The sequence below is a fragment of the Chitinimonas sp. genome (assembly GCF_036568685.1).
Taxonomy (GTDB): domain Bacteria; phylum Pseudomonadota; class Gammaproteobacteria; order Burkholderiales; family Chitinimonadaceae; genus Chitinimonas.
The window spans coordinates 1-21,932 of record NZ_DATCSC010000158.1 but is presented as its reverse complement, the minus strand read 5'-3'; the positions used below and the strand labels follow the sequence as shown (position 1 = coordinate 21,932).

Annotated in this window: 19 protein-coding genes and 1 pseudogene; 15 read left to right on the top strand and 5 right to left on the bottom strand. The window is 65.0% G+C overall.

Annotated elements, in window-relative coordinates:
• The 3 genes and pseudogenes from VIM95_RS23160 to VIM95_RS23150 form a co-directional block, all read right to left on the bottom strand.
• A pseudogene (locus VIM95_RS23160) lies at window positions 1-481 on the bottom strand (hypothetical protein); the annotation flags it as partial.
• A gap of 212 nt (window positions 482-693) precedes the next feature.
• Window positions 694-1,605, bottom strand: a complete 912-nt coding sequence (locus VIM95_RS23155) for a DMT family transporter (RefSeq protein WP_331990487.1) — start codon at window positions 1,603-1,605, stop codon at window positions 694-696.
• Window positions 1,606-1,834: 229 nt separating this feature from the next.
• Entirely contained in the window at window positions 1,835-2,863 is a 1,029-nt protein-coding gene (locus tag VIM95_RS23150) for an MBL fold metallo-hydrolase (RefSeq protein WP_331990485.1), read from the bottom strand.
• Between the two features lie 104 nt (window positions 2,864-2,967).
• Here VIM95_RS23150 and VIM95_RS23145 point away from each other — a divergent pair, with 104 nt between their 5' ends.
• Both VIM95_RS23145 and VIM95_RS23140 read left to right on the top strand, forming a co-directional pair.
• Window positions 2,968-3,345, top strand: a complete 378-nt coding sequence (locus VIM95_RS23145; protein ID WP_331990483.1) for a MerR family DNA-binding transcriptional regulator — start codon at window positions 2,968-2,970, stop codon at window positions 3,343-3,345.
• A 225-nt stretch (window positions 3,346-3,570) separates the two neighbouring features.
• A complete protein-coding gene (locus tag VIM95_RS23140; protein WP_331990481.1) occupies window positions 3,571-4,734 on the top strand; it encodes an isovaleryl-CoA dehydrogenase in 1,164 nt (387 codons plus the stop codon).
• 245 nt (window positions 4,735-4,979) lie between these two features.
• Here the strand turns inward: VIM95_RS23140 and VIM95_RS23135 are convergent, their stop codons facing one another.
• Complete coding sequence (locus VIM95_RS23135; protein WP_331990479.1) at window positions 4,980-5,756, bottom strand: substrate-binding periplasmic protein; 777 nt, start codon at window positions 5,754-5,756, stop codon at window positions 4,980-4,982.
• 125 nt (window positions 5,757-5,881) lie between these two features.
• Here VIM95_RS23135 and VIM95_RS23130 point away from each other — a divergent pair, with 125 nt between their 5' ends.
• The 13 genes from VIM95_RS23130 to VIM95_RS23070 all read left to right on the top strand — a co-directional run bounded on the left by VIM95_RS23130 (window position 5,882) and on the right by VIM95_RS23070 (window position 20,378).
• The gene (locus tag VIM95_RS23130; protein ID WP_331990477.1) at window positions 5,882-7,573 is read left to right on the top strand and encodes an AMP-binding protein; all 1,692 of its coding nucleotides are present in this window, start codon (window positions 5,882-5,884) and stop codon (window positions 7,571-7,573) included.
• A gap of 32 nt (window positions 7,574-7,605) precedes the next feature.
• Complete coding sequence (locus VIM95_RS23125) at window positions 7,606-8,787, top strand: acetyl-CoA C-acetyltransferase (RefSeq protein WP_331990475.1); 1,182 nt, start codon at window positions 7,606-7,608, stop codon at window positions 8,785-8,787.
• 37 nt (window positions 8,788-8,824) lie between these two features.
• On the top strand, window positions 8,825-9,283 hold the full coding sequence (locus VIM95_RS23120) for a MaoC family dehydratase (RefSeq protein ID WP_331990473.1): 459 nt from the start codon (window positions 8,825-8,827) through the stop codon (window positions 9,281-9,283).
• 55 nt (window positions 9,284-9,338) lie between these two features.
• Entirely contained in the window at window positions 9,339-10,478 is a 1,140-nt protein-coding gene (locus tag VIM95_RS23115; RefSeq protein ID WP_331990471.1) for an acyl-CoA dehydrogenase family protein, read from the top strand.
• Between the two features lie 49 nt (window positions 10,479-10,527).
• Window positions 10,528-11,037, top strand: coding sequence for a GNAT family N-acetyltransferase (locus tag VIM95_RS23110; protein WP_331990469.1), 510 nt, complete (start codon window positions 10,528-10,530; stop codon window positions 11,035-11,037).
• A 44-nt stretch (window positions 11,038-11,081) separates the two neighbouring features.
• Window positions 11,082-11,429: a cupin domain-containing protein gene (locus VIM95_RS23105; protein WP_331990467.1), complete on the top strand. Its 348-nt coding sequence runs from the start codon at window positions 11,082-11,084 to the stop codon at window positions 11,427-11,429.
• Window positions 11,430-11,472: 43 nt separating this feature from the next.
• Complete coding sequence (locus VIM95_RS23100) at window positions 11,473-13,080, top strand: carboxyl transferase domain-containing protein (RefSeq protein WP_331990465.1); 1,608 nt, start codon at window positions 11,473-11,475, stop codon at window positions 13,078-13,080.
• 12 nt (window positions 13,081-13,092) lie between these two features.
• Entirely contained in the window at window positions 13,093-13,542 is a 450-nt protein-coding gene (locus tag VIM95_RS23095) for a YaiI/YqxD family protein (RefSeq protein ID WP_331990463.1), read from the top strand.
• A gap of 148 nt (window positions 13,543-13,690) precedes the next feature.
• On the top strand, window positions 13,691-14,479 hold the full coding sequence (locus VIM95_RS23090) for an enoyl-CoA hydratase/isomerase family protein (protein WP_331990461.1): 789 nt from the start codon (window positions 13,691-13,693) through the stop codon (window positions 14,477-14,479).
• A gap of 98 nt (window positions 14,480-14,577) precedes the next feature.
• Window positions 14,578-16,590 (top strand): acetyl/propionyl/methylcrotonyl-CoA carboxylase subunit alpha, encoded by a 2,013-nt coding sequence (locus tag VIM95_RS23085; RefSeq protein ID WP_331990459.1) that lies wholly within the window; start codon window positions 14,578-14,580, stop codon window positions 16,588-16,590.
• A gap of 86 nt (window positions 16,591-16,676) precedes the next feature.
• A complete protein-coding gene (gene recQ, locus VIM95_RS23080; protein ID WP_331990489.1) occupies window positions 16,677-18,488 on the top strand; it encodes a DNA helicase RecQ in 1,812 nt (603 codons plus the stop codon).
• A gap of 76 nt (window positions 18,489-18,564) precedes the next feature.
• Window positions 18,565-19,059 (top strand): hypothetical protein, encoded by a 495-nt coding sequence (locus VIM95_RS23075; RefSeq protein ID WP_331990457.1) that lies wholly within the window; start codon window positions 18,565-18,567, stop codon window positions 19,057-19,059.
• Window positions 19,056-20,378, top strand: a complete 1,323-nt coding sequence (locus VIM95_RS23070) for a GAF domain-containing protein (RefSeq protein ID WP_331990455.1) — start codon at window positions 19,056-19,058, stop codon at window positions 20,376-20,378. The genes VIM95_RS23075 and VIM95_RS23070 overlap by 4 nt, the downstream gene beginning before the upstream one ends.
• Window positions 20,379-20,829: 451 nt before the next feature.
• On the opposite strand, the gene VIM95_RS23065 is transcribed toward VIM95_RS23070, so the two are convergent.
• Window positions 20,830-21,513, bottom strand: coding sequence for a hypothetical protein (locus tag VIM95_RS23065; RefSeq protein WP_331990453.1), 684 nt, complete (start codon window positions 21,511-21,513; stop codon window positions 20,830-20,832).
• Window positions 21,514-21,932: the final 419 nt, after the last annotated feature.

Below are 21,932 nucleotides of genomic sequence, written 5' to 3'. Positions count from 1 at the left end.
CCTCCCGCCGCAGCCGGCCAGAGAGGCCATCCACGGTACATTGCCGCACATCCTGCACGGCAAAGTAACTATGCAGGGCGTAGCTGAAGTCGAAGGGTTCGCTATCGAGGTTCTCGACCACAAAGTCAAAGTGCAGGGCCTCATCCAGCCGCACCGTTAGCTCCAAGCGGAAGGCATGCGGCCAGAGCGCGCGGCTGGCCTCGTTATCGCGCAGCCCCAGCACCACCCGGTCGGCACCCTGTGCCAGCAAGGTCCAGACCTGGTTACGGGCAAAACCGTGGGCCGGCAATCCAGCCGGGTGTTTGCCAAACCAGGGAAAGCACACCGGCACCCCGCCGCGCACCGCCTTGCCCGGCTCATGGCTGGCCAGCGGCGAAACCCACAGCAGGGGTTGGCCCTGCAGCTCGGCCTCCAGCACCTGCGCCCCCTGCAGGCTGATACGGGCCCAACCCGCGGACGACACCAGTTCCAAGGTTTGCATCGCAGACTCGCGCTTGATGAAGTAGTCGACCACTTTAGCCTAAGCCATTTCAGCCAGGGGAAAAGCGGACCGGTCTTATAGGCAGTCTGAGTGATGGCTTTAGCGTCGACTGCTGGAGGTTTAGGGCGGGGTGCGTCCCGCACCAAACCGCACGCAGTGCGGATACCGCGGCGCTGGCCGCTAAAACCCAGCAACCGACCGCACAAAACCAATCAACGACTATTGGTCAGCCAGACCCCGCCCACCACCAACACCCCGCCTATCAAGGCCGGGATGGTCAGCGATTCGCCCAGCAGCAGAATGCTGGCCAGCACCGCAAAGACCGGTACCAGGTTGGTGAAGACGATGGTCTTGGCCGCGCCGATCTGCACAATGCCGTCGCTATACCAGACAAAGGCCGCCGCCGTACCCAAGGCGCCCAGATAGAGCACCCCGCCCCACTGCGGCAGGCTCAAGGCCAGCGGCGCGCTCAGTTCGCCGCGCAGCGCAGCGGTCGTGCCCAGCAGCACGCAGCCGATCAGGGCCGCCCAGGCCGTGGCTTGCAGGCTGGTCAGGTGCTTCATGGCATTGCGCCCAAACAGGGTGTAGGCCACCCAGCTCACGCAGCAGCCCAGGATCAGGAGTTCGCCATGACCCACGCCCTGACGCAGGATGCCCAGGTAGTCGCCATGCGAGATCACCGTGATGGCGCCGAACAGCGACACCGCCACGCCCAGCCAACGGCGCGGCCCCAAAGGCTGACGCAAGAGACCTGCGCTGACTAAAGCCACCATGATGGGGTTGAGCGCCACCAAGAGAGCCGCCCGGCTGGCCGGAATTTCGGCCAGGCCAAAGAAGAAGAACAGGTTGTAGGCATAGACCCCCGAAGCACCCAGGGTAGCGGCCCAGAACCATTGCTTGCGGCTGGGCCATTGGATACCGGCCGGCGAGCGCCACAGCAAGAGGAACAGGCAGAGCGTGGCCGCCACAAAGCGCCAGAAGGCGATGGACATGGGCGGCATGGCCTGTGCCAGCACCCGGCCGACGATAAAGGTCCCGCCCCAGATCGCCATGGTGATGACCAGCTTGAGATAAAGGCCGGCATGGGCAGACTTGCCGGCCGGATTGACGGTGGTGTCGGTCATGATTGCGAAGAGCCTGTTATGCGCTTAAGCATCTGAAAAACTTCATTTAATTCAAAGCGCTGACGAGCATCAGCGAGGTTCCCCGCGGCAGCGGGGCGGAGGGGTTGGATTAAAACAGGAGAGAGCCTGCTGTAACAGGCTTCTCTGCCGCGTAGCGCCAGGGTCGCCCTGGTGCATGCGCTACCCTTCACTATCAATCAATGACTTAAGCTCATAACAGGTTCTTAGGTCAGCTGCGGTGGAAACGGTAGACGCCATCGGCACCCTGCTCGCGCACGACGGCGCCACGGTGCCAGAGGTAGTTGAGGTGGGCGATACACTCGGCCAGCGCGAACATGGTCTGGTAGAGGTCGAACATACGGCCGAACAGCACCGGCAAGAGATCCACCGCCGTGCGAGGGCCGTCCATGGCGGCCAGGAGTACCGCCAGGCGCTCTTCATGGTGGGCCTTGAGCGCCGCCACCCGGGCGGCGATGCCGCGGAAGGGCCGGCCGTGCGAGGGCAGCACTAGGGTATCGTCCGGCAAGGGCAGGAAACGGTCCAATGAAGCCAGGAACTGGCCCAGCGCGTCTCCATCCGGGTCGGCCGCCCAGGCGCCGACATTGGTGGAGATCTTGGGCAGCAGCATATCGCCCGAGATCAGCACGCCCTTATCTGCACTCCACAGCACCATATGCTCGGGCGAGTGGCCATGGCCGACGATGGTCTGCCAGTCGCTGCCGCCCAGCGCCAGTGTTTGGCCGGCCAGGAGGCGATTAAAGGATGGCGGCAGTTGCTTCACCCCCCAGTGGTAGGTATTGCCGCGCTCGGTAAACTGCGCCAGCTTGTCAGCCGGCAGGCCATGGCGGGCAAAGTGGCCATTGAAGGCCGCCACGTCAAAGCCCGGCAGGTCATGCCAGACCGCCCGCGCCAGCAGATATTCGCCCAGGCTGATATGGAAGGACGCACCAAAGCGCTCGGTCAGCCAGCCAGCAAGGCCGATATGGTCGGGGTGATAGTGGGTGGCCACCAGGCGCGTGAGCGGCCGGCCGGCCATGGCGCCGTCAAATAGCATCTGCCAGTGGGCACGGGTCAAGTCGGTATCGTAACCGGCATCCACCGCGCACCAGCCCTCCCCTTCTTCCAGCAACCACAGATTGATATGGTTGAGTGCAAAGGGCAGCGGCATCTTCAGCCAATACACCCCCGGCGCCACCTGCAGCGCCTGGCCTGGGGCGGGGGCGTCCTCGCCATGGGGATAGTGCAAAAGATCGGGCATGGCGCTCGCCAGTATTAGGAAATGCAAAACAGCGATTATGACAGTCTCGCTACCCTCTGCTATCTTCGCCGGGCAGATATAAATAATTCACGGCCGCTCCCCCCATGTCCGACGACCGCATCTACACCATCACCGAACTGGCACGCGAGTTCGACCTCACGCCCCGCGCCATCCGCCACTACGAGCACGAAGGCCTGCTGGCGCCTGGCCGGCAGGGCCGCAACCGGGTATTCACCCGTGCTGACCGTACCCGCCTCAAGCTGATCCTGCGCGGCAAGCGGCTGGGCTTCTCGCTGCAGGAGACCTACGAGCTCTTCTCGCTCTACGACGCCGCCCGCGACGAGCGACCGCAGCTCGTCAAGCTGCTGGAATTCCTGCGCCCCAAGCGCGAAGCCCTGATGCAACAGCGCGCCGATATCGATGCCATCCTCAAGGAAATGGACGGCCTGGAGCAGGAAGCCGAAGCCCTGCTGCGCGAGTAGCCGGCTTTTTTCGGCCGACCAATTGACGTTAACGTCAACGTAAAATAAAGTGTCGAGCAATTGCTCGGCTTATGCCCTGCCGTTCGTCGGTACCCAGGCAAGCGAGCGTTGCCGGCGCAGCCGGCCGCCGCACAATCCCACACGAGACGCCCGCCCACGGGCGCGTGACCCGCAGCACGCCAGGCGACCGGTGTGCTGCGTACCCGTATATCCGGAGACAACACCATGCACATCCCTGCCCTCAACTTCGGCCTCGGCGAAGACATCGATATGCTGCGCGAAGCGGTACAGAGCTTTGTCGCCGCCGAGCTGGCCCCGCACGCCGCCAAGATCGACGAAGAGAACCTCTTCCCGGCCCCGATGTGGCGCAAGCTCGGCGAGATGGGCCTCTTGGGCCTGACCGTCGAGGAAGAGTATGGCGGTACCAATATGGGCTACCTGGCCCATATCGTGGCCATGGAAGAAATCTCCCGCGCCTCGGCCTCGGTTGGCCTCTCCTACGGTGCGCACTCCAACCTCTGCGTCAACCAGATCCGCAAGAACGGCAACGAGGCGCAGAAGCGCAAATACCTGCCCAAGCTGGTCTCCGGTGAGCACGTCGGCGCGCTGGCCATGAGCGAACCCAATGCCGGCTCGGACGTTTGCAGCATGAAGCTGCGCGCCGACAAGCAGGGCGACCGCTATGTGCTGAACGGCTCCAAGATGTGGATCACCAACGGTGGCGACGCCGACGTGCTGGTGGTCTACGCCAAGACCGACATCGACGCCGGCGCCAAGGGCATGACCGCCTTCCTGATCGAGAAGAGCATGAAGGGCTTCAGCTACGGCAGCAAGCTCGACAAACTCGGCATGCGCGGCTCCAACACCTACCCGCTGTTCTTCGACAACGTTGAAGTACCCGAAGAAAACGTACTGGGCCAGGTTGGCAAGGGCGTCAACGTGCTGATGAGCGGTCTCGACTATGAGCGCGCCGTACTCTCCGGCGGCCCGCTGGGCATCATGGCTGCGGCCATGGACGTGGTGGTGCCCTATGTGCACGAGCGTACCCAGTTTGGCCAGGCCATCGGCGAATTCGAACTGATGCAGGGCAAGCTGGCCGATATGTACGCCACCTGGAGCGCCTGCCGTGCCTACGTCTATACCGTGGGCCGCGCGCTGGACCGCGGCGAGACCACCCGCAAGGACGCTGCTGGCGCCATCCTCTACGCTGCCGAGAAGGCAACCTGGATGGCCGGCGAAGCCATCCAGACGCTGGGCGGCAACGGCTACATTAACGAATACCCGGTCGCCCGGTTGTGGCGCGATGCCAAGCTGTATGAGATCGGCGCCGGCACCAGCGAGATCCGCCGCATGCTGATCGGCCGCGAGTTGTTCAACGAGACCCGCTAAAGCACGCCCCCGGCCGGGTCTGCACCGCAAACCGGTGCAGGCCCGGCCGGAGCCGAAGCCATGTTGAACCGTCGCCGCTTTCTGCAACGCAGCAGCCTCGCGCTGAGCACCGCCGCCCTACCCGGCAGGGCTGGCCGCGGGCCTTCGACAAGGCCCTGCACAAATTCAAACCTGCGCGGGCCCATGCCGGCAACTTCGCTCCACGGCATCGAGCTGACATGAACCCAGCCGGTCTCTATCCGTGCTCAGTGACCGGCAGGCGCCATGTTCAGGTATCGAGCCCGGATCGCCTGCAGGGTACCGCGCTGTATCAAGCGGCGGATTGCGCCATCAAGCGCATCACGGTCAGCCGGCAGCAGGCTGCGCTTGCTCAGCATCAAATGTACCGGGTCGCGGTTGATGACGAAGTCCATTTCCGCCAGCTGGGCGCCGGCCTCCCGGGCAGACAGCCGCAGCGCATAGCGGTCACCGATCACAACCCTGCCCCGGCCACTGGCCAGCAACCTGGCCGCCTGCTCGTAGCGCTCGTAACGGGTCAGGAGGCCAGCCGTCTCGAAATCCTGCAACAAGCGGGCGTAGCGGGCGCCGTACCAGCCGTCGCTGGGTACGATCAAAGGCAGCCGCGCCGCCAGTACCATATCGAGACTGGTCAGGCTGCGCACGCTCTCGTCCCCGGCCAGCGCAAAGGGCAGCACCTCCTCCTCGCGGTAGGGCAGGCTGAACCAGGCGTAGGCCTGTCGTTCGGGGGTATCGGAGGCGGCCAGCAGGAGGTCGATCTCTCCCTGACGGAACATCAACAGCCTGCGCTTGCGCGGAATGTCTTGCAGGTACCGTATGTGGCAGCCGGCCTCCTGGCCGATGGCCTTGAGCAGCGCGACCTCCAGCCCGGTGGGTTTGCCGGCCGCGTCGAGGTAGGCGTACGGACGCCAGTGCTCGAAGGGCACGCGCAATACCCGACTGCAGGCGGCCTCGCCGGACGTCGTGGCAAGAACAAGCAGCAGGATCAAGCAAGCGCGCGACATAAGGGGGTTATAGCTCGCTGCCGGCCACCCAACGAGTGCAAACCAAATGCGGCAATGGCACTCCAAGCGACAGTGCCCTACCCCATAGCCCCAAGACCGCCCCAGGCGGCAAACGGAGACAAGCAATGAACCGTGCAGCCAGCTACGTCCATGGCGCCGCTAGCCAAGCCTTGCTCGGCCAGACCATAGGCCAGTTTTTTGATCAGGCCGCCGAGCGCTGGGCCAACCGCGACGCCCTGGTGGTGCGCCACCAGGCTATACGCTGGACCTATGCCGAACTCAAGCACCGCGTTGACGCCTGCGCCGCCAACCTGCTGGCCCTCGGCCTCGCGCCCGGCGAGCGGGTAGGCATATGGGCACCCAACTGTGCCGAATGGGTGCTGATGCAACTGGCCACCGCCAAGGCCGGCCTGGTGCTGGTCAATATCAACCCGGCCTACCGGCTGGCGGAGCTCGAGTACGCCCTCAACAAGGTCGGCTGCAAGGCCCTGGTGCTGGCTCCGCGACTCAAGAGCAGCGACTACCTGGCGCTGATCAACGAACTGTTGCCCGAACTCGCCGCCAGCCAGCCTGGCCAATTGGCCGCACAGCGCGTCCCCAGCCTCAGGGCCGTGATACGCCTGGGTGCAGATGCCAGCCCCGGCATGCTCAACTTCGAGCGCCTGCTGACGCAACCCACGGCCGATGCCCTGGTTCGCCTGGAAGCCGTCGCCGCCACCCTGCAGTTCGATGACGCGGTCAATATCCAGTTCACCTCCGGCACCACCGGCTTCCCCAAGGGCGCCACCCTCAGTCATCACAACATCCTCAACAACGGCTACTTCATTGGCGAGGCCATGAAGCTCGGCCCGGAGGATCGCCTCTGCATCCCGGTGCCGCTCTACCACTGCTTTGGCATGGTGCTGGGCAACCTGGCCTGCCTGACCCATGGCGCGGCCATCGTCTACCCGGACGAAGCCTTTGACCCCAAGGCAGTGCTCGAAGCCGTAGTCGCCGAGCGCTGTACCGGCCTGCACGGTGTGCCCACCATGTTTATCGCCATACTCGGCCATCCCGACTTTGCCCAATACGACCTCTCCACCCTGCGCACCGGCATCATGGCCGGCTCGCCCTGCCCCATCGAGGTCATGAAGCGGGTGGTCAACGAGATGCATATGGCCGAGGTCACCATCGCCTACGGCATGACCGAAACTTCACCGGTGTCCTTCCAGAGCGGCACCGATGAACCGCTGGACCGCCGCGTCTCCACCATCGGCCGCATCCACCCCCACCTCGAAGTCAAGATCGTCGACGTGGACGGCAGCATCGTACCGCGCGGCACCGTAGGCGAGCTGTGCACCCGCGGCTACTCGGTCATGCTGGGCTACTGGGACGACGAGGCCAAGACCCGCGAAGCCATCGACGCGGCCGGCTGGATGCACACCGGTGACCTTGCGGTGATCGATGACGAGGGCTATTGCAATATCGTCGGCCGGCTCAAGGACATGGTGATCCGCGGTGGCGAGAACCTCTATCCGCGTGAGATCGAGGAATTTCTCTACCGTCACCCCAAGGTGCGCGACGTACAGGTGGTCGGCGTGCCTGACGCCAAGTACGGCGAAGAGCTGTGTGCCTGGATCATCCTCAAGGAGGGCGAAAGTGCCAGCGAGGACGATATCCGCGAGTTCTGCCGCAACCAGATCGCCCACTTCAAGATCCCGCGCTATATCCGCTTTGTCGACGCCTTCCCCATGACGGTGACCGGCAAGATCCAGAAATACAAGATGCGCGAGGTGATGACCCAGGAACTGGGCCTCACCGTCGCCAAGACAGCCTGATCCCCAACCTATCGAACCACGGAGTGCTGAACATGTCCGAATCCATCGTCATCGTCGCCGCCGCCCGTACGCCCATGGCCGGCCTGCAGGGCGACTTCGCCAATCTCAAGGCAGGCCAGCTCGGCGCGGTCGCCATCAAGGCAGCGGTCGAGCGCGCCGGCATCCAGCCCAGCGACGTGGAAGAAGTCGTGATGGGCAATGTGCTGCCGGCGGGCCAGGGCCAGGCCCCAGCCCGCCAGGCTTCGCTCGGCGCCGGCCTGCCGCTGGGTGCCAACTGCACCACCATCAACAAGATGTGCGGCAGCGGCATGAAGGCCATCATGTTCGCCCATGACCAGCTCAAGGCTGGCAGCAACAGCGTGATGGTGGCCGGTGGCATGGAAAGCATGAGCAACGCCCCCTATATCCTGCCCAAGGTCCGTACCGGCCTGCGCATGGGGCATGGCGAGGTCAAGGACCATATGTTCCTGGACGGCCTCGAAGATGCCTACGACAAGGGTCAGCTGATGGGCGTGTTTGCCGAGCAGTGCGCCGACAAGTACCAGTTCAGCCGTGAAGCGCAGGACGAATACGCCCTGCGCTCCCTTACCCGCGCCCAGGCCGCCATTGCCCAGGGCCGCTTCAAGGACGAGATTGCCGCGGTCACCGTGGCCGGCCGCAAGGGCGACGTGCTGATCGACACCGACGAACAGCCGGGCAAGGCCATGCCGGAGAAGATCCCCACCCTCAAGCCCGCCTTCCGCAAGGACGGCACGGTCACCGCCGCGAATGCCTCGTCCATCTCGGACGGAGCCGCCGCCGTGGTGATGATGCGCGAATCCGATGCCCTCAAACGTGGCCTCAAGCCGCTGGCCCGTATCGTCGGCCACGCCAGCCACGCCCAGGAACCGGGCTGGTTCACCACCGCCCCGGTCGGCGCCATGAAGAAGCTGTTCGAAAAGACCGGCTGGAGCGCCGAATCCGTCGATCTGTATGAGATCAACGAAGCCTTCGCCGTGGTAACCATGGCCGCCATGCACGAGCTCAACCTGCCGGCCGACAAGGTCAATGTGCACGGTGGCGCCTGTGCCCTGGGTCACCCCATCGGTGCCTCCGGCGCCCGCATCGTCGCCACCCTGATCTACGCCCTCAAGCAGTACGGCAAGCAGCGTGGCGTGGCCAGCCTGTGCATCGGTGGCGGCGAGGCCACCGCCCTGGCAATCGAACTCTGTTAAACCAAGACCGGGGCCCGCCCCGGTGGGACTGCCTCAGATGACGCTCTACTTTGAAGACCTCAAGCCCGGCCGCGTGTTCAGGTCCGGCCCCGTGACGGTAGACCCGGCCGAGGTCGAGGACTTCGCCCGCCGCTACGACCCGCAGGACTTCCACCTCGACGCCGCCGCCGGTGCCGCCAGCGTATTCGGCAGCCTGGTGGCCAGCGGCTGGCAGACGGCCGCCTACAGCATGCGCATGCTGGCCTCCAGCGAGCTGCGTACCATCGTCAATGGCCTCGTCGGCCTGCAGATCGACAAGCTGATGTGGCACCAGCCGGTGAAGCCGGGTGACGTGCTGAATGCCGAATTCGACGTGATGAGCCGCAAGCAGTCGCGCTCCAAGCCAGGCTTTGGCGTGGTGCAGCTGGCCTGGCGTACCTTCAACCAGCAGGGCGAGCTGGTGATGAGCTTGGAGAACGCGATCTGGGTTGCTGTGCGCGAGCCGGCAACTAACTGAATGCAAGGAACCTGCGCCTAGAAAGAGCCAGGCCGGAGAAGAGGATAGGTGAGAGATGATACTGAGCGAAGAACACCAGATGATCCGCGACAGCGTGCGCGACTTTGCGCGCGAACAGCTCTGGCCCACAGCCAGCCTGCGCGACGAGACCCATGCCTTCCCACATGACGAGCTGCAGCAAGCCGCCTCGCTGGGACTGCTGGGCCTGACCGTGCCGACCGACTGGGACGGTGCCGGGCTCGACTACCTGGCCGCCGCCTTGGCGATCGAGGAGCTGGCCGCCGGTGATGGTGCCTTTTCCACCATCGTCTCGGTACACAACTCGGTCGGCTGCGGACCCATCCTGGCCTTCGGGACCGATGCACAAAAGAACCAGTATCTGCGTAAGCTCGCCAGTGGCGATTGGCTGGCCAGCTTCTGCCTGACCGAGCCGCAGGTCGGTTCGGAAGCCAGTGCCATCAAGACCCGTGCGGTGCGCGATGGTGACCACTATGTGCTCAACGGCGCCAAGCAGTTCATCACCAATGGCAAGAACAGCCGGCTCAGCATCGTCATCGCCGTCACCGACCCGGACAAGGGCAAGAGGGGCCTGTCGGCCTTTATCGTGCCAACCAACACCCCGGGCTACACCGTGGCGCGGGTCGAAAAGAAACTGGGCCAGGCAGCATCGGATACCTGCGCCATTCTGCTCGACAACTGCCGCATTCCGGCAGACCACCTGCTGGGCCAGGAGGGCGAGGGCTACAAGGTCGCACTGGCCAGCCTGGAATCCGGTCGCATCGGCATCGCCGCCCAGGCGCTAGGGATGGCCCGTTCGGCCTACGAGTGCGCGCTGCGCTACAGCAAGGAGCGGGAGACCTTCGGCAAGCCCATCTTCGAACACCAGGCGGTCAACTTCCGCCTGGCCGATATGGCCACCCAGCTCGAAGCCGCCCGGCAGCTGATCTGGCATGCCGCCAGCCTCAAGGACGCCGGCCTGCCCTGCCTCAAGGAGGCCAGCATGGCCAAACTCTTTGCCAGCGAGATGGCCGAGCGCGTATGTTCCGATGCGATCCAGATACACGGGGGCTATGGTTATCTCAACGACTTCCCCGTCGAACGCATCTACCGCGACGTACGGGTCTGCCAGATCTACGAAGGCACCAGCGATATCCAGCGCATCGTGATCGGCCGGGCCATAGGCGACGACGTCTAGCGGGAGCGGAGTTCCGGGCGGGGCTAACCAGGCCGGGGACGGAAGAGACATGCAAGAACAAATTCAAAGGATACGTGCCGACCAGGCCGAGCTCTTGCGCGGCCTGCGGCTTGCGGGGCTGGCCGATGCGCCGGCCGCCTTCGGCTGCCGCCATGCCGAGATCGCCGCCCGCCCGCTGCAGTACTGGGATGACCACGTCCGCCACTACGCCAGCAGCGAGGACGCCGCAACCTTCGTGCTGTACCGAGGTGGCAAGGCGGTTGGCATGACCGGTGCCTACCTGGAACGTGGCCGGCGCGACCATGCCTATATCTGCAATATGTGGGTCGATCCACACTTTCGCCGTGGAGGCGCCGGTGCTCGGCTGGTCGATACCGCCAGTCGCTGGCTGGCCGAACAAGGCGCCGAACGCATCAATGCCTGGGTGGTGGAGAGCAATCACAACGCCCAGAAGTTCTATGACACCTTGGGCTTTATCTGCCTGGACCACCGGCGGCTGATGCCCGGCAACCCGGAAGTCGAGGAGATCCTCATGGTGTTCGACACCGCCCTGCTCTGACCCCGAACGGACACGCCTAATAGCCAGCACCACAGGAATTCGCCATGCAGACCTTTCACCTTGACGCCGTCAGCCAGGACCGCCAGACCCACGGTGCGCCCTATCTGGAGTTCCTGCGTACCGCCGATATGAGCGCCGGTCTCTATCACCTGCAGCCCGGTAGCCACGATGCCCAGGGCGCCCACCAGGAAGACCTGTTGTTCTATGTGATCCGGGGTACCGCCACCCTGGAGGTCGGTGACGACGCCGTCGCAGTCAGCGCCGGCAGCGTGGTGCATGTGCCGCGGCGGGTTGCCCCACGCTTCGTGGAGGTCAGCGCCCCGCTCGACGTGCTGGTGGTCTTTGCACCTGCCGAATCCCGTCCGACCATTGCCACCCCGGCCTCGATCTGACCCAAATCCAACCCAACGCCGGCCACACGGCGCCCCGGAACACATGAATACGCTACCGAACACCATCAACCCCAAGTCAGAACAATTCCAGGCCAACGAGGCCGCCATGCAGGCCCTGGTGGACGACCTGCGCAAGGAGGCCGCCCTGGTCGAACAAGGCGGCGGCCAAGTGGCCCGCGACCGCCACACCGCCCGCGGCAAGCTCTTGCCGCGCGACCGTGTCGCCCAGTTGCTCGATGTCGGCTCACCCTTTCTGGAGATCGGCCAGCTCGCTGCCCACGGTCAGTACGAGGGCCAGGTGCCCTCGGCCGGCCTGATCGCCGGCATAGGCCGGGTCTCGGGCGTGGAGTGCATGATCATCGCCAACGATGCCACGGTGAAGGGCGGTACCTACTACCCCATGACGGTCAAGAAACACCTGCGCGCGCAGGAGATCGCCATGGAGAACCGCCTGCCCTGCATCGCCCTGGTGGACTCGGGCGGCGCCAACCTGCCCAACCAGGACGAGGTCTTCCCCGACCGCGACCACTTTGGTCGCATCTTCTACAACCAGGCCAACCTCAGCGCCCTGGGAGTGCCGCAGATCGCCGCCGTCATGGGCTCCTGCACCGCTGGTGGCGCCTATGTGCCGGCCATGAGCGACTACAGCGTGATGGTGAAGAACCAGGCCACTATCTTCCTCGCCGGCCCGCCGCTGGTGCGCGCCGCCACCGGCGAGGTGGTGACCGCCGAGGAGCTGGGCGGGGCCGACGTGCACGCCAAGATCAGCGGCGTGGCCGACTACTACGCGCATAACGATGCCCATGCGCTGGACCAGGTCCGCCGCATCGTTGCCAACCTCAACTGGGTCAAGCCCATGACCGTGGCAACCAAGCCGGTGGAGGCGCCGCGCTATGCCGCCGAGGAGCTGTACGGCATCGTCGGCGCCGACCTGAAGAAGCCCTTTGACATCCGCCAGGTCATCGCCCGCATTGTCGACGGCAGCCGTTTTGACGAATTCAAGGAAACCTACGGCGCCACCCTGGTGACCGGCTTTGCCCATATCTACGGCTACCCGGTCGGCATCGTCGCCAACAACGGCGTGCTGTTCAGCGAGTCGGCCCAGAAGGGTGCCCATTTTATCGAGCTGTGCAGCCAGCGCGGCATTCCGCTCGTGTTCCTGCAGAACATCACCGGCTTTATGGTCGGCAAGAAGTACGAGGCCGAGGGCATTGCCAAGCATGGTGCCAAGATGGTCACCGCGGTCGCCACCAGCAAGGTACCCAAGTTCACCATGGTAATCGGCGGCAGCTATGGCGCCGGCAACTACGGCATGTGCGGCCGTGCCTACAACCCCAACTTCATGTGGATGTGGCCCAACGCCCGCATCGCGGTGATGGGTGGCGAACAGGCGGCCGGCGTGCTGGCCCAGGTGCGAGAAGAGGCGCTGGCCAAGAAGGGTCAGCAGTTGTCCGACGAGGAGCGCGAAGGCATCAAGAAGCCGCTACGTGACCAGTTCGAAGCGCAGAGCCATCCCTACTACGCCACCAGCCGGCTGTGGGACGACGGCATCATCGACCCGCGCGACAGCCGCAGGGTGCTGGGTCTCGCCATCTCCGCCAGCCTCAACAAACCCATCGCCGAGACCAAGTTCGGCGTGTTCCGGATGTAAGGGCGCAGAGGCATGCATATCTGGGTCGACGCCGACGCCTGCCCCGGCGTCATCAAGGAAATCCTGTTCCGCGCCGCCGAGCGCTGGCAGATCACGACCACACTGGTCGCCAACCAGCTGATCCGCGTGCCGCCCTCGGCCTGGCTGCGCAGCGTGCAGGTGCCGGGGGGGTTCGATGTTGCGGATAACGAGATCGTGGCGCGTGTCCAAGCAGGAGACCTGGTGATCACCGCCGACATTCCGCTTGCGGCCGCGGTGATCGAAAAAGCCGCCCATGCCATCAACCCGCGGGGCGAGATCTACACCGTGGAGAACATGGCCGAACGGTTGAGGATGCGCGACTTCATGGCCACGCTGCGCGACAGCGGCGTGCAAACCGGCGGGCCGGCTGCGTTCAGCCAGGCGGACAGGCAGGCATTCGCGAACCAACTCGATCGATTCTTGCAAAAGCACAAACATTGAAGTCGTCGTAGGGAGTACCGTGGGTGACAGCGCCAACCACGCCGACGCCCCAGAGCAGTAGTTGTAGCGCCCGGCCAAGCCGAGCAATGAGCAGAAGGTTGCAGTTTGAGCCTTTGCAGCGCGTGACCAACAACCAGGAGACAAGATCATGAGCACCTCGATTACCAGCCAGATCGCCCGCAATGGCATCGCCACCGTCACGCTCAACCGCCCGGAGCGCCACAACGCCTTCGACGACGCGCTGATCGCCGAGCTGACCACCGAGTTCGAGCGGCTGGCCGCCAATCCGGAAGTCCGGGTGCTGATCCTGGCCGCCTCCGGCAAGAGCTTCTCGGCCGGTGCTGACCTCGGCTGGATGAAGCGCATGGCCAACAACACCGAGGAAGCCAACCTCGACGACGCACGCGCGCTGGCCAAGCTGATGCATGTGCTGGACACCTTCCCCAAGCCTACCGTGGCGGCCGTGCAAGGCCCCGCCTACGGCGGCGGGGTGGGCCTCGTGGCCTGCTGTGACATGGCCTTCGCTGCACCCGAGACCATGTTCTCGCTGTCCGAGGTGCGGCTCGGACTGATCCCGGCGGTGATCTCGCCCTACGTCATCCGCAAGATCGGCAATAGCCAGGCGCGCCGCTACTTCCTCTCTGCCGAGCGCTTCAGCCCTGAGACCGCACTGCGCATCGGTCTCGTGCATGACATCACGCCACAGGATGAAGTGTTGCCGCTGGCCACCTCCTGGGCAGTCCAGCTGCTCAGCAATGGTCCCGAGGCCATGCTGGAAGCCAAGCGCCTGGTGGCCGAGGTTTCCAACCGTCCCATCTGCAACGAGCTGAACGAATTCTGTGCCCAGCGCATCGCCAAGCAGCGTGTCAGCAAGGAAGGTCAGGAAGGGCTGACCGCCTTCCTGGAAAAGCGCCCGCCGAATTGGGTCACGCAATAACACCGCAGCAAGTACCCAGGACCGTTGCAGCCCACCGGTCCTGGGCGCTCCAGAAAACCCCTAGCCGTCGGCGCCGCCCGACTCCTTGGTAAACACCGATGTTCAAAAAGATCCTGATCGCCAACCGTGGCGAAATCGCCTGCCGCGTCATCGAGACTGCCCGCAAGATGGGTATCAAGACGGTCGCCGTCTATTCCGACGCCGACGCCCAGGCCCGCCACGTCAAGCTGGCCGATGAAGCGTTCCGGCTCGGCCCGCCGGCGCCGCGCGAATCCTATCTGAAGGCGGATTTGATTCTCGATATTGCCCGCCGGACCGGCGCCGAGGCCATCCACCCCGGCTATGGCTTTCTGAGCGAGAACGAAGACTTTGCCGAGGCCTGTGCTGCTGCCGGGGTGGTGTTTATCGGCCCGCCGGCCTCGGCCATTGCCGCCATGGGGTCCAAGTCGGCCGCCAAGACCCTGATGGAAACCGCCGGTGTGCCGCTGGTGCCGGGCTACCATGGTGACGAGCAGGACAGCGCCTTCCTGCAGGCGCAAGCCGACCGCATGGGCTACCCGGTGCTGATCAAGGCTTCGGCTGGCGGTGGCGGCAAGGGTATGAAGATCGTCGAGCGTGCCGAGGACTTCATCGGCCAGTTGGCCTCTGCCAAGCGCGAGGCCGCCGCGAGCTTTGGCGACGACAAGGTACTGGTCGAAAAGTACCTGACCAAGCCGCGCCATATCGAGATCCAGGTATTTGCCGACAGCCACGGCGAGGCGGTGTATCTGTTCGAGCGCGACTGCTCGGTACAGCGCCGGCACCAGAAGGTGCTGGAAGAGGCGCCCGCTCCAGGCCTATCCGACGCGCTGCGGCGCGAGATCGGCGAGGCAGCGGTACGTGCCGCCAAGGCCGTGAACTATATCGGCGCCGGTACCGTCGAGTTCATCTTCGATACCCTCTCCGACGCCTTCTATTTCATGGAGATGAACACCCGCCTGCAGGTGGAGCACCCGGTCACCGAAATGGTCACCGGCCTTGATCTGGTGGAATGGCAGCTGCGTGTTGCCAGCGGCGAGCCCCTGCCGCTGCGCCAGGACGCCCTGCGCCTGAACGGCCATGCCTTCGAAGCACGCGTCTACGCCGAAGACCCGGCACGCGACTTCCTGCCGCAGATCGGCCGGCTGGCCCACCTCGCCCAGCCGGCTCCGTCCCGCCATGTACGCGTCGATACCGGGGTGGAGAGCGGCGACGAGATCTCGCCCTACTACGACCCCATGATCGCCAAGCTGATCGTCTGGGATGAAAATCGCGAGCGGGCGCTGGACCGCCTGGCCAGTGCGCTGAGCGAGTACGAGGTGGTGGGTCTGACTACCAACCTCGACTTCCTGGGTCGGCTGGCCCGCCACCCGGCTTTCCGCGCGCAGGAGCTCGATACCGGCTTTATCGCCCGCCACCATGCTGCGCTGGTGCCGCCGGCTGCCGCACCAGACCGCGAGGTACTGGCCCTCGCAGCCCTGGCCGAACTGGCCCTCTTGGAGCAGCAGGGCGAAGCTGCCCGCAAGCGCTCCAACGATGCCGATTCGCCCTGGTGGCAGAGCGATGGCTGGCGCCTGAACCAGGACAACCGCCATGCCCTGCACTTCCGCCATGGCGAGGCCGAGTACGCGGTGGTGGCCCACTATCGCGACGACGCCTACCTCTTGGAACTGCCCGACGGCCAGGGTGGCAGCCAGACCTTGGCCGCCCAGGGCCAGCTGGTGAATGGCCGGCTCACCGCTACCCTGGACGGCTACCGCCTCGCTGCCAGCGTGGTAAGGCAGGCTGACAGCCTGACCCTGGTGCGCAACGGCAGCAACCTCACCCTGCAGCCCTTCAATCCGTTGTTGGCGGGCCTCGCCGCGGCAGAGAGCGGTGGCGGCCTGACGGCGCCCATGCCGGGTACCGTGGTGGCGGTGCACGTGGGCAAGGGCGACAAGGTCGAAAAAGGCACCCCGCTGGTCATCCTGGAAGCCATGAAGATGGAGCACACCATCCTCGCCCCGCACGCCGGGACCGTGGCCGAAGTGTTTTTCCTGAAGGGTGAGCAGGTGCGTGAGGGCGCGGCCTTGCTGGACATTACCGCCGACTAAGCAACCGACGGGCGAGCACGACACGGCCGAGCACGGGGACAGGGTACCGGTATAATGGCGCCCCTTCGCCCCCGCCCTTGCGCACTGTGACCTCGCCCGACCCCGCCCTCAACCTGCTGCAATCCGTCTTTGGCTACGAACGCTTCCGCGGTCGTCAGGCTGAGATTGTGGCGCAGGTGGCGAGCGGCGGCGACGCCCTGGTGCTGATGCCCACCGGCGGTGGCAAGTCGCTGTGCTACCAGATTCCCGCGCTGCTGCGGCAAGGTTGTGCCGTGGTGGTGTCCCCCTTGATCGCACTGATGCAGGATCAGGTTGAAGGCCTGCACCAGCTCGGCGTGGAAGCGGCCTTCCTCAATTCCACCCTGGACAATAACGCCGCCCGCGAGATCGAACAGCGCTATATGCGCGGCGAACTCAAACTCTTGTACGTGGCGCCGGAGCGGCTGCTGACGCCACGCTTTCTGGCTCTCCTGGAGCACACCCCGGCCAGCCTGTTCGCCATCGACGAAGCGCACTGCGTCAGCCAATGGGGGCACGATTTCCGGCCCGAATACATCGGCCTGTCGCTCTTGCACGAGCGCTTCCCGGCGGTACCGCGCATTGCCCTCACCGCCACTGCCGACGCCGCCACCCGCCGCGAGATCGTGCAGCGGCTGGCGCTGGAGGATGCCGCCCAGTTCGTCTCCAGCTTCGACCGCCCCAATATCCGCTACCGCATCGTCGAAAAGGACAATGCCCGCAAGCAGCTGCTCAGCTTTATCGAGCGCGAGCACGATGGAGATGCCGGCATCGTCTACTGCCTGAGCCGCAAGCGGGTGGAGGAAACGGCCCAGTTCCTCTGCGACAACGGCGTCACCGCCCTGCCCTACCACGCGGGGATGGACGCCGACATCCGCGCCCGCAACCAGTCCCGCTTCCTGCGCGAGGACGGTATCGTCATGGTCGCCACCATCGCCTTCGGCATGGGCATCGACAAGCCCGACGTGCGTTTCGTTGCCCATATCGACCTGCCCAAGAGCCTGGAAGGCTATTACCAGGAGACCGGTCGCGCCGGCCGCGACGGTCTGCCCTCCAGCGCCTGGCTGACCTACGGGCTCAACGATGTGATGCAGCTCAAGGAGATGATAGAGAGCGGCCAGGCACCCGAGGCGCAGAAGCAGGTTGAACGGCAAAAGCTGAACGCCATGCTGGGCCTTGCCGAGACCGTCGCCTGCCGGCGCCAGGTGATCCTGGCCTACTTTGGCGAGAACGCCGCGGCCTGCGGCAATTGCGACAACTGCCTCAACCCGCCGCAGACCTGGGATGCCACCGACGCCGCCCGCAAGGCGCTGAGTTGCGTCTTTCGTACCGGCCAGCGCTTTGGTGCTGGCCATGTGATCGATGTGCTGCTCGGCAAGCGTACCGACAAGGTCAAACAACACTTCCACGAGCAGCTCAGCACCTTCGGCATAGGCAGTGAATTGTCCGAGCCCGCCTGGCGCTCGGTATTGCGGCAGCTCCTGGCCGCCGGCTATCTGCAGACCGAGGTGGAGTACGGTGCCCTGCAGCTGACCGAGCAGGCCCGCCCGCTCCTGCGTGGCGAGACTGCCCTGCGTCTGCGTGGCCTGCCGGACCGGCAGCGCGACAAGGCCGAACGCGAGCGCAAACGCTCCGCTGCCAGCCTGGATATCCCGGCGGCCGACGAGGCACTGTGGCAAAAACTACGCACCCGCCGCCGCCAACTGGCCGACGAGCAGGGCGTGCCGGCCTATCTGATCTTCACCGACGCCACCCTCAAGGCCATGCTGGATGCCAAGCCGGCCACGCTGGCCGACATGGCGCATATCTCCGGCGTGGGCGCGCAAAAGCTGGAACGCTACGGCCTTGCCTTCCTCGACACCCTGCATGGTGTGGATTAACTACTATGCCAATGGCTTGGCGCCGTGTTAATACTAGGGGCTGACTCACAGCCCGCCGCAAGACGCCCTGCCAGCCATGCCCGCCGCCCCCCTTACCGATGAACAGATCGCTTTCATAGAGGGCGGCCGCCTGATCCACCTGGCCGGCTGCGACGGCTTTTTGACCCCTTCGCTCACCCCCGCCCTGGCCTGCCGCGTCGAACCCGACAGGCAAACCCTGACCCTCGTGCTGGTGCGCCAGCATGCAGTACGGTTGCTGGCCGACATCCAGGGCAATGGCCGCCTCAGCGTGCTGCTATCGCAAGCCGGCAAGCCGGCCCAGCTGCAGCTGCGTGGCCGGGATGCCCGTCCCTATGCTGTCGGCGCCGCCGAGCTGGCGTCGCTGGAGGCGCAGCGCGAAGCCATCGCCGCCGAGCTCCTGCCGCTGGGCTTCAGCACCGGCTACAGCTACGCCCTGCACCGCTACCCGGACGACGCCTTGGCGGCCGTGCAGCTGACCGTCAGCGAATGGCAGCGGCCGGCGCTGCACGACCAAGTGTTCTACGACGACGGCAGAAAGACCCTGGCATGAACCAGCCGGACCTCGACCTGATCCGCGCCTGCCTCGAAGGCGGGCTGCCCAAGCAAGTGGCGAGCTGCTCGCCCACCGGCCTGACCGATATCTGCGAAGTGCCGCAGCTGTGCTTTGTAGACGCACAGCATGTGGCCTTGCCCTATGCCTGCACCACCACCTTGCGCAGCAATCTGCTGGCCAACCCGCGTGCCGCCGCCACCATCAGCCACCCCGATACGGCCGCCCGCTACCGCCTGGCGCTGGAATTCCTCGGCACCGAATCGAGCGGGCCGCTCTTCAACAGCCTGCAGGCGCGCCATGCCAGCACCCCAGGCATGCTGCCGCTCCTGGGCGTGGACATCTGCCGGGTGCTGAGCGTGGAACAGCTGGCTGGCGAGGTACTGCCGCTACCGCCGGCGCCCTGCAACCGGCTGGCAGCCATACGCCTCTTGTCGCAGCGCTTGGCCGCGGCCGACGAACTCTCGCAAGCTTTCGATCTGGTACTGGACGGGCTCAATAGCGAGATGGGCATGGACCACGCCCTTATCCTCTGCGTGGATGAATCCGGCCAGTGGCTATATACCGTAGCCAGCCGCGGCTATGCCCAATCCGGCGTTGGCTCCGAAGTCGAGATCGGTACCGGCCTGATCGGTGCGGTGGCCCAGTTCCGAGCCCCGGTGCGCTTGGCCAGTCTCTCCGGGGAATACCGCGAGCCCGGCCTGCACCTTGGTCCGGCTGCAGTGGGCGGCGATATTCCTTTTCCCGCCCTGCACCGGCCGCACAGCCAGCTGGCCGTGCCCATTGCCGCCGGGAACTGGTTGGCGGGCGTGCTGTATGTGGAAAGCGCCGAGCAACGCCGCTTCGACTACCAGGACGAAGACGCATTGGTAGCCCTGGGCCAGCAACTGGGGCTGGCCATGCGTTGGCTGACCCGCCCCACCGAATTCCTGCCGGAAGCGGCCGAGGCAATGGAAGACGAGATCACCCCCTCGCCCACCCCGCTGGGCAAGCCGGTCACCATCCGCTACTTCGCCACCACCCAGAGCGTCTTCCTGGACGAGGACTACCTGATCAAGGGCGTGGCCGGTGCCGTGCTCTGGCTCTTGCTGTGCGACTATGCCCGCGACGGTCGGTCGGAGGCCAGCAACCGCGCCCTGCGCCTGGACCCACGACTCAAGCTGCCGGACTTTGGCGACAACCTCTACACCCGCCTCCTGCTCCTGCAACGCCGCCTGGGAGAACGCTGCGACTGGCTGGCCCTGGACAAACTCGGCCGCGGCCGCTTCCGCCTGCGGGTAGACCGCCCCGTACAACTGGTCGACGGCGAAGCCGCCTGAAAACCAGGCCGCCAACCTATATCCTCAAACGGTCATCTCCACCTGTATCCGGGGAAGATGGCAGCGCTGTGTACAGCGAAGAAGCTGCCTTTCCGTGCCGCCGACGAGCGCCAGCGAGGCCCCACCCCCGCAAGGAGGACGCCGTGGTTGTAAGCCCCTGAAGGGGCAACAACCACGCAGTCGCGGCGGCGAGGGCGGGGGGAGTAGGAGGCAATAAAGCGAGGCGCCATTGAACACCTACTGGCTCTAAGCGCACGGCTCCGCCGGGCGAAGCGCTGCGGCCATCGCCCGAAGCCAGCGTCGAATATCCCCACCAAAAAAATTGGCCGCAAAGGCGGCCATAAAACTCAACCCGGTTTCTCGGCTAGCGCCGGGCTAAGGGAACCCGCTCCGACAGGGGAGCGAAGCGGGATACGGAGCAAAAGGCGGAGACGGCCATTTGCAAAGTCGGTCAGTAGCGTGTGCTCAGCGCCAGGGTCAAACGCCCCCACTCCTTGGGCGGCAAGAGCGCCCGCAACATCGCCAGCACGCAGTCGAATACTTCGGCGGATGCGCCTTCGCGCAGCATCTCGCCGAGCATCAGCGCCCGCTCGTCCGGAGCCAGATTGGGCACGGTCCAGCGGACCAGCGGCAACATGCGCTCGGCCGGCATGGCAGCCAGCATCTGCTGTTCGATCTCTATGATTTCGGCGTCGCTATGGGTGTCCCACAGCACACGGTTGTTATAACGCTCCTCGGTGGCCATCAATTCGAGGTTATCGGCCACGAACAAGGCCAGCTCGCGGTACAGCCACTCGCCGGCGCTCTCGCGGTTGTAGTGGTTGGCGGCTTCCACCGTGGCAGCCACATCCTGCAACTGGTTGATGGCGTGGCGGTGTTCCTGGTAGCTCAGCTGCGCCTCCTTGCTGGCGCCGGGGCGGCGAGCCTCCATGGCAGGCAGGATGCGGTCATGCTTTTGCAGCAGATGTGCCTCGCACACTTCCAGCAGCTCCCGCACCGATTGCAGGCTGCTGCCACGATTGGCGGCACAAGACCAATCGGTACGGCCCACCTCCAGCAGCACATGGCTGAGGTAGGCGCGCAGACCTTTGTGGATCAGGGCGTAGATATCGTAGCGGCGGTCGTTGGCTGGCATGGTGTTCTCCGGCTCCGTCGGCAACACGCGCCGGGGGAGTGAGCACAGTGTGCAGCCAGGCTGGCTAGGGGATCGCTAATTGCTTGCTAACCAACACTTAATAATTGGGTAAGCCCTTTTTTGCTCTTGCTTGGCCTTACGTGGCGGCCAAGTCCAGTGGCTGCGCCCGGGAGACCCGGGTGTTCGACTGCTGCGAAATCTGGCGCTGCGGACTGACTCTTTATCGATTCCCTACCCCTCCGCCCCGCCCGCCGGCGGGGAACCTCGCTACGCTCGTGGACGGCATCTCCCAGAAAGAGGTTTGCGGTTCGCAACTGGGGCCGGATTCAGCACAGGCATACCGGGGGTACAATCCGGGTATGCCTACTTCCGACTCGCTCAGCCAGATCAGCCAGACCACGCTTGCTCATTACGAGGCG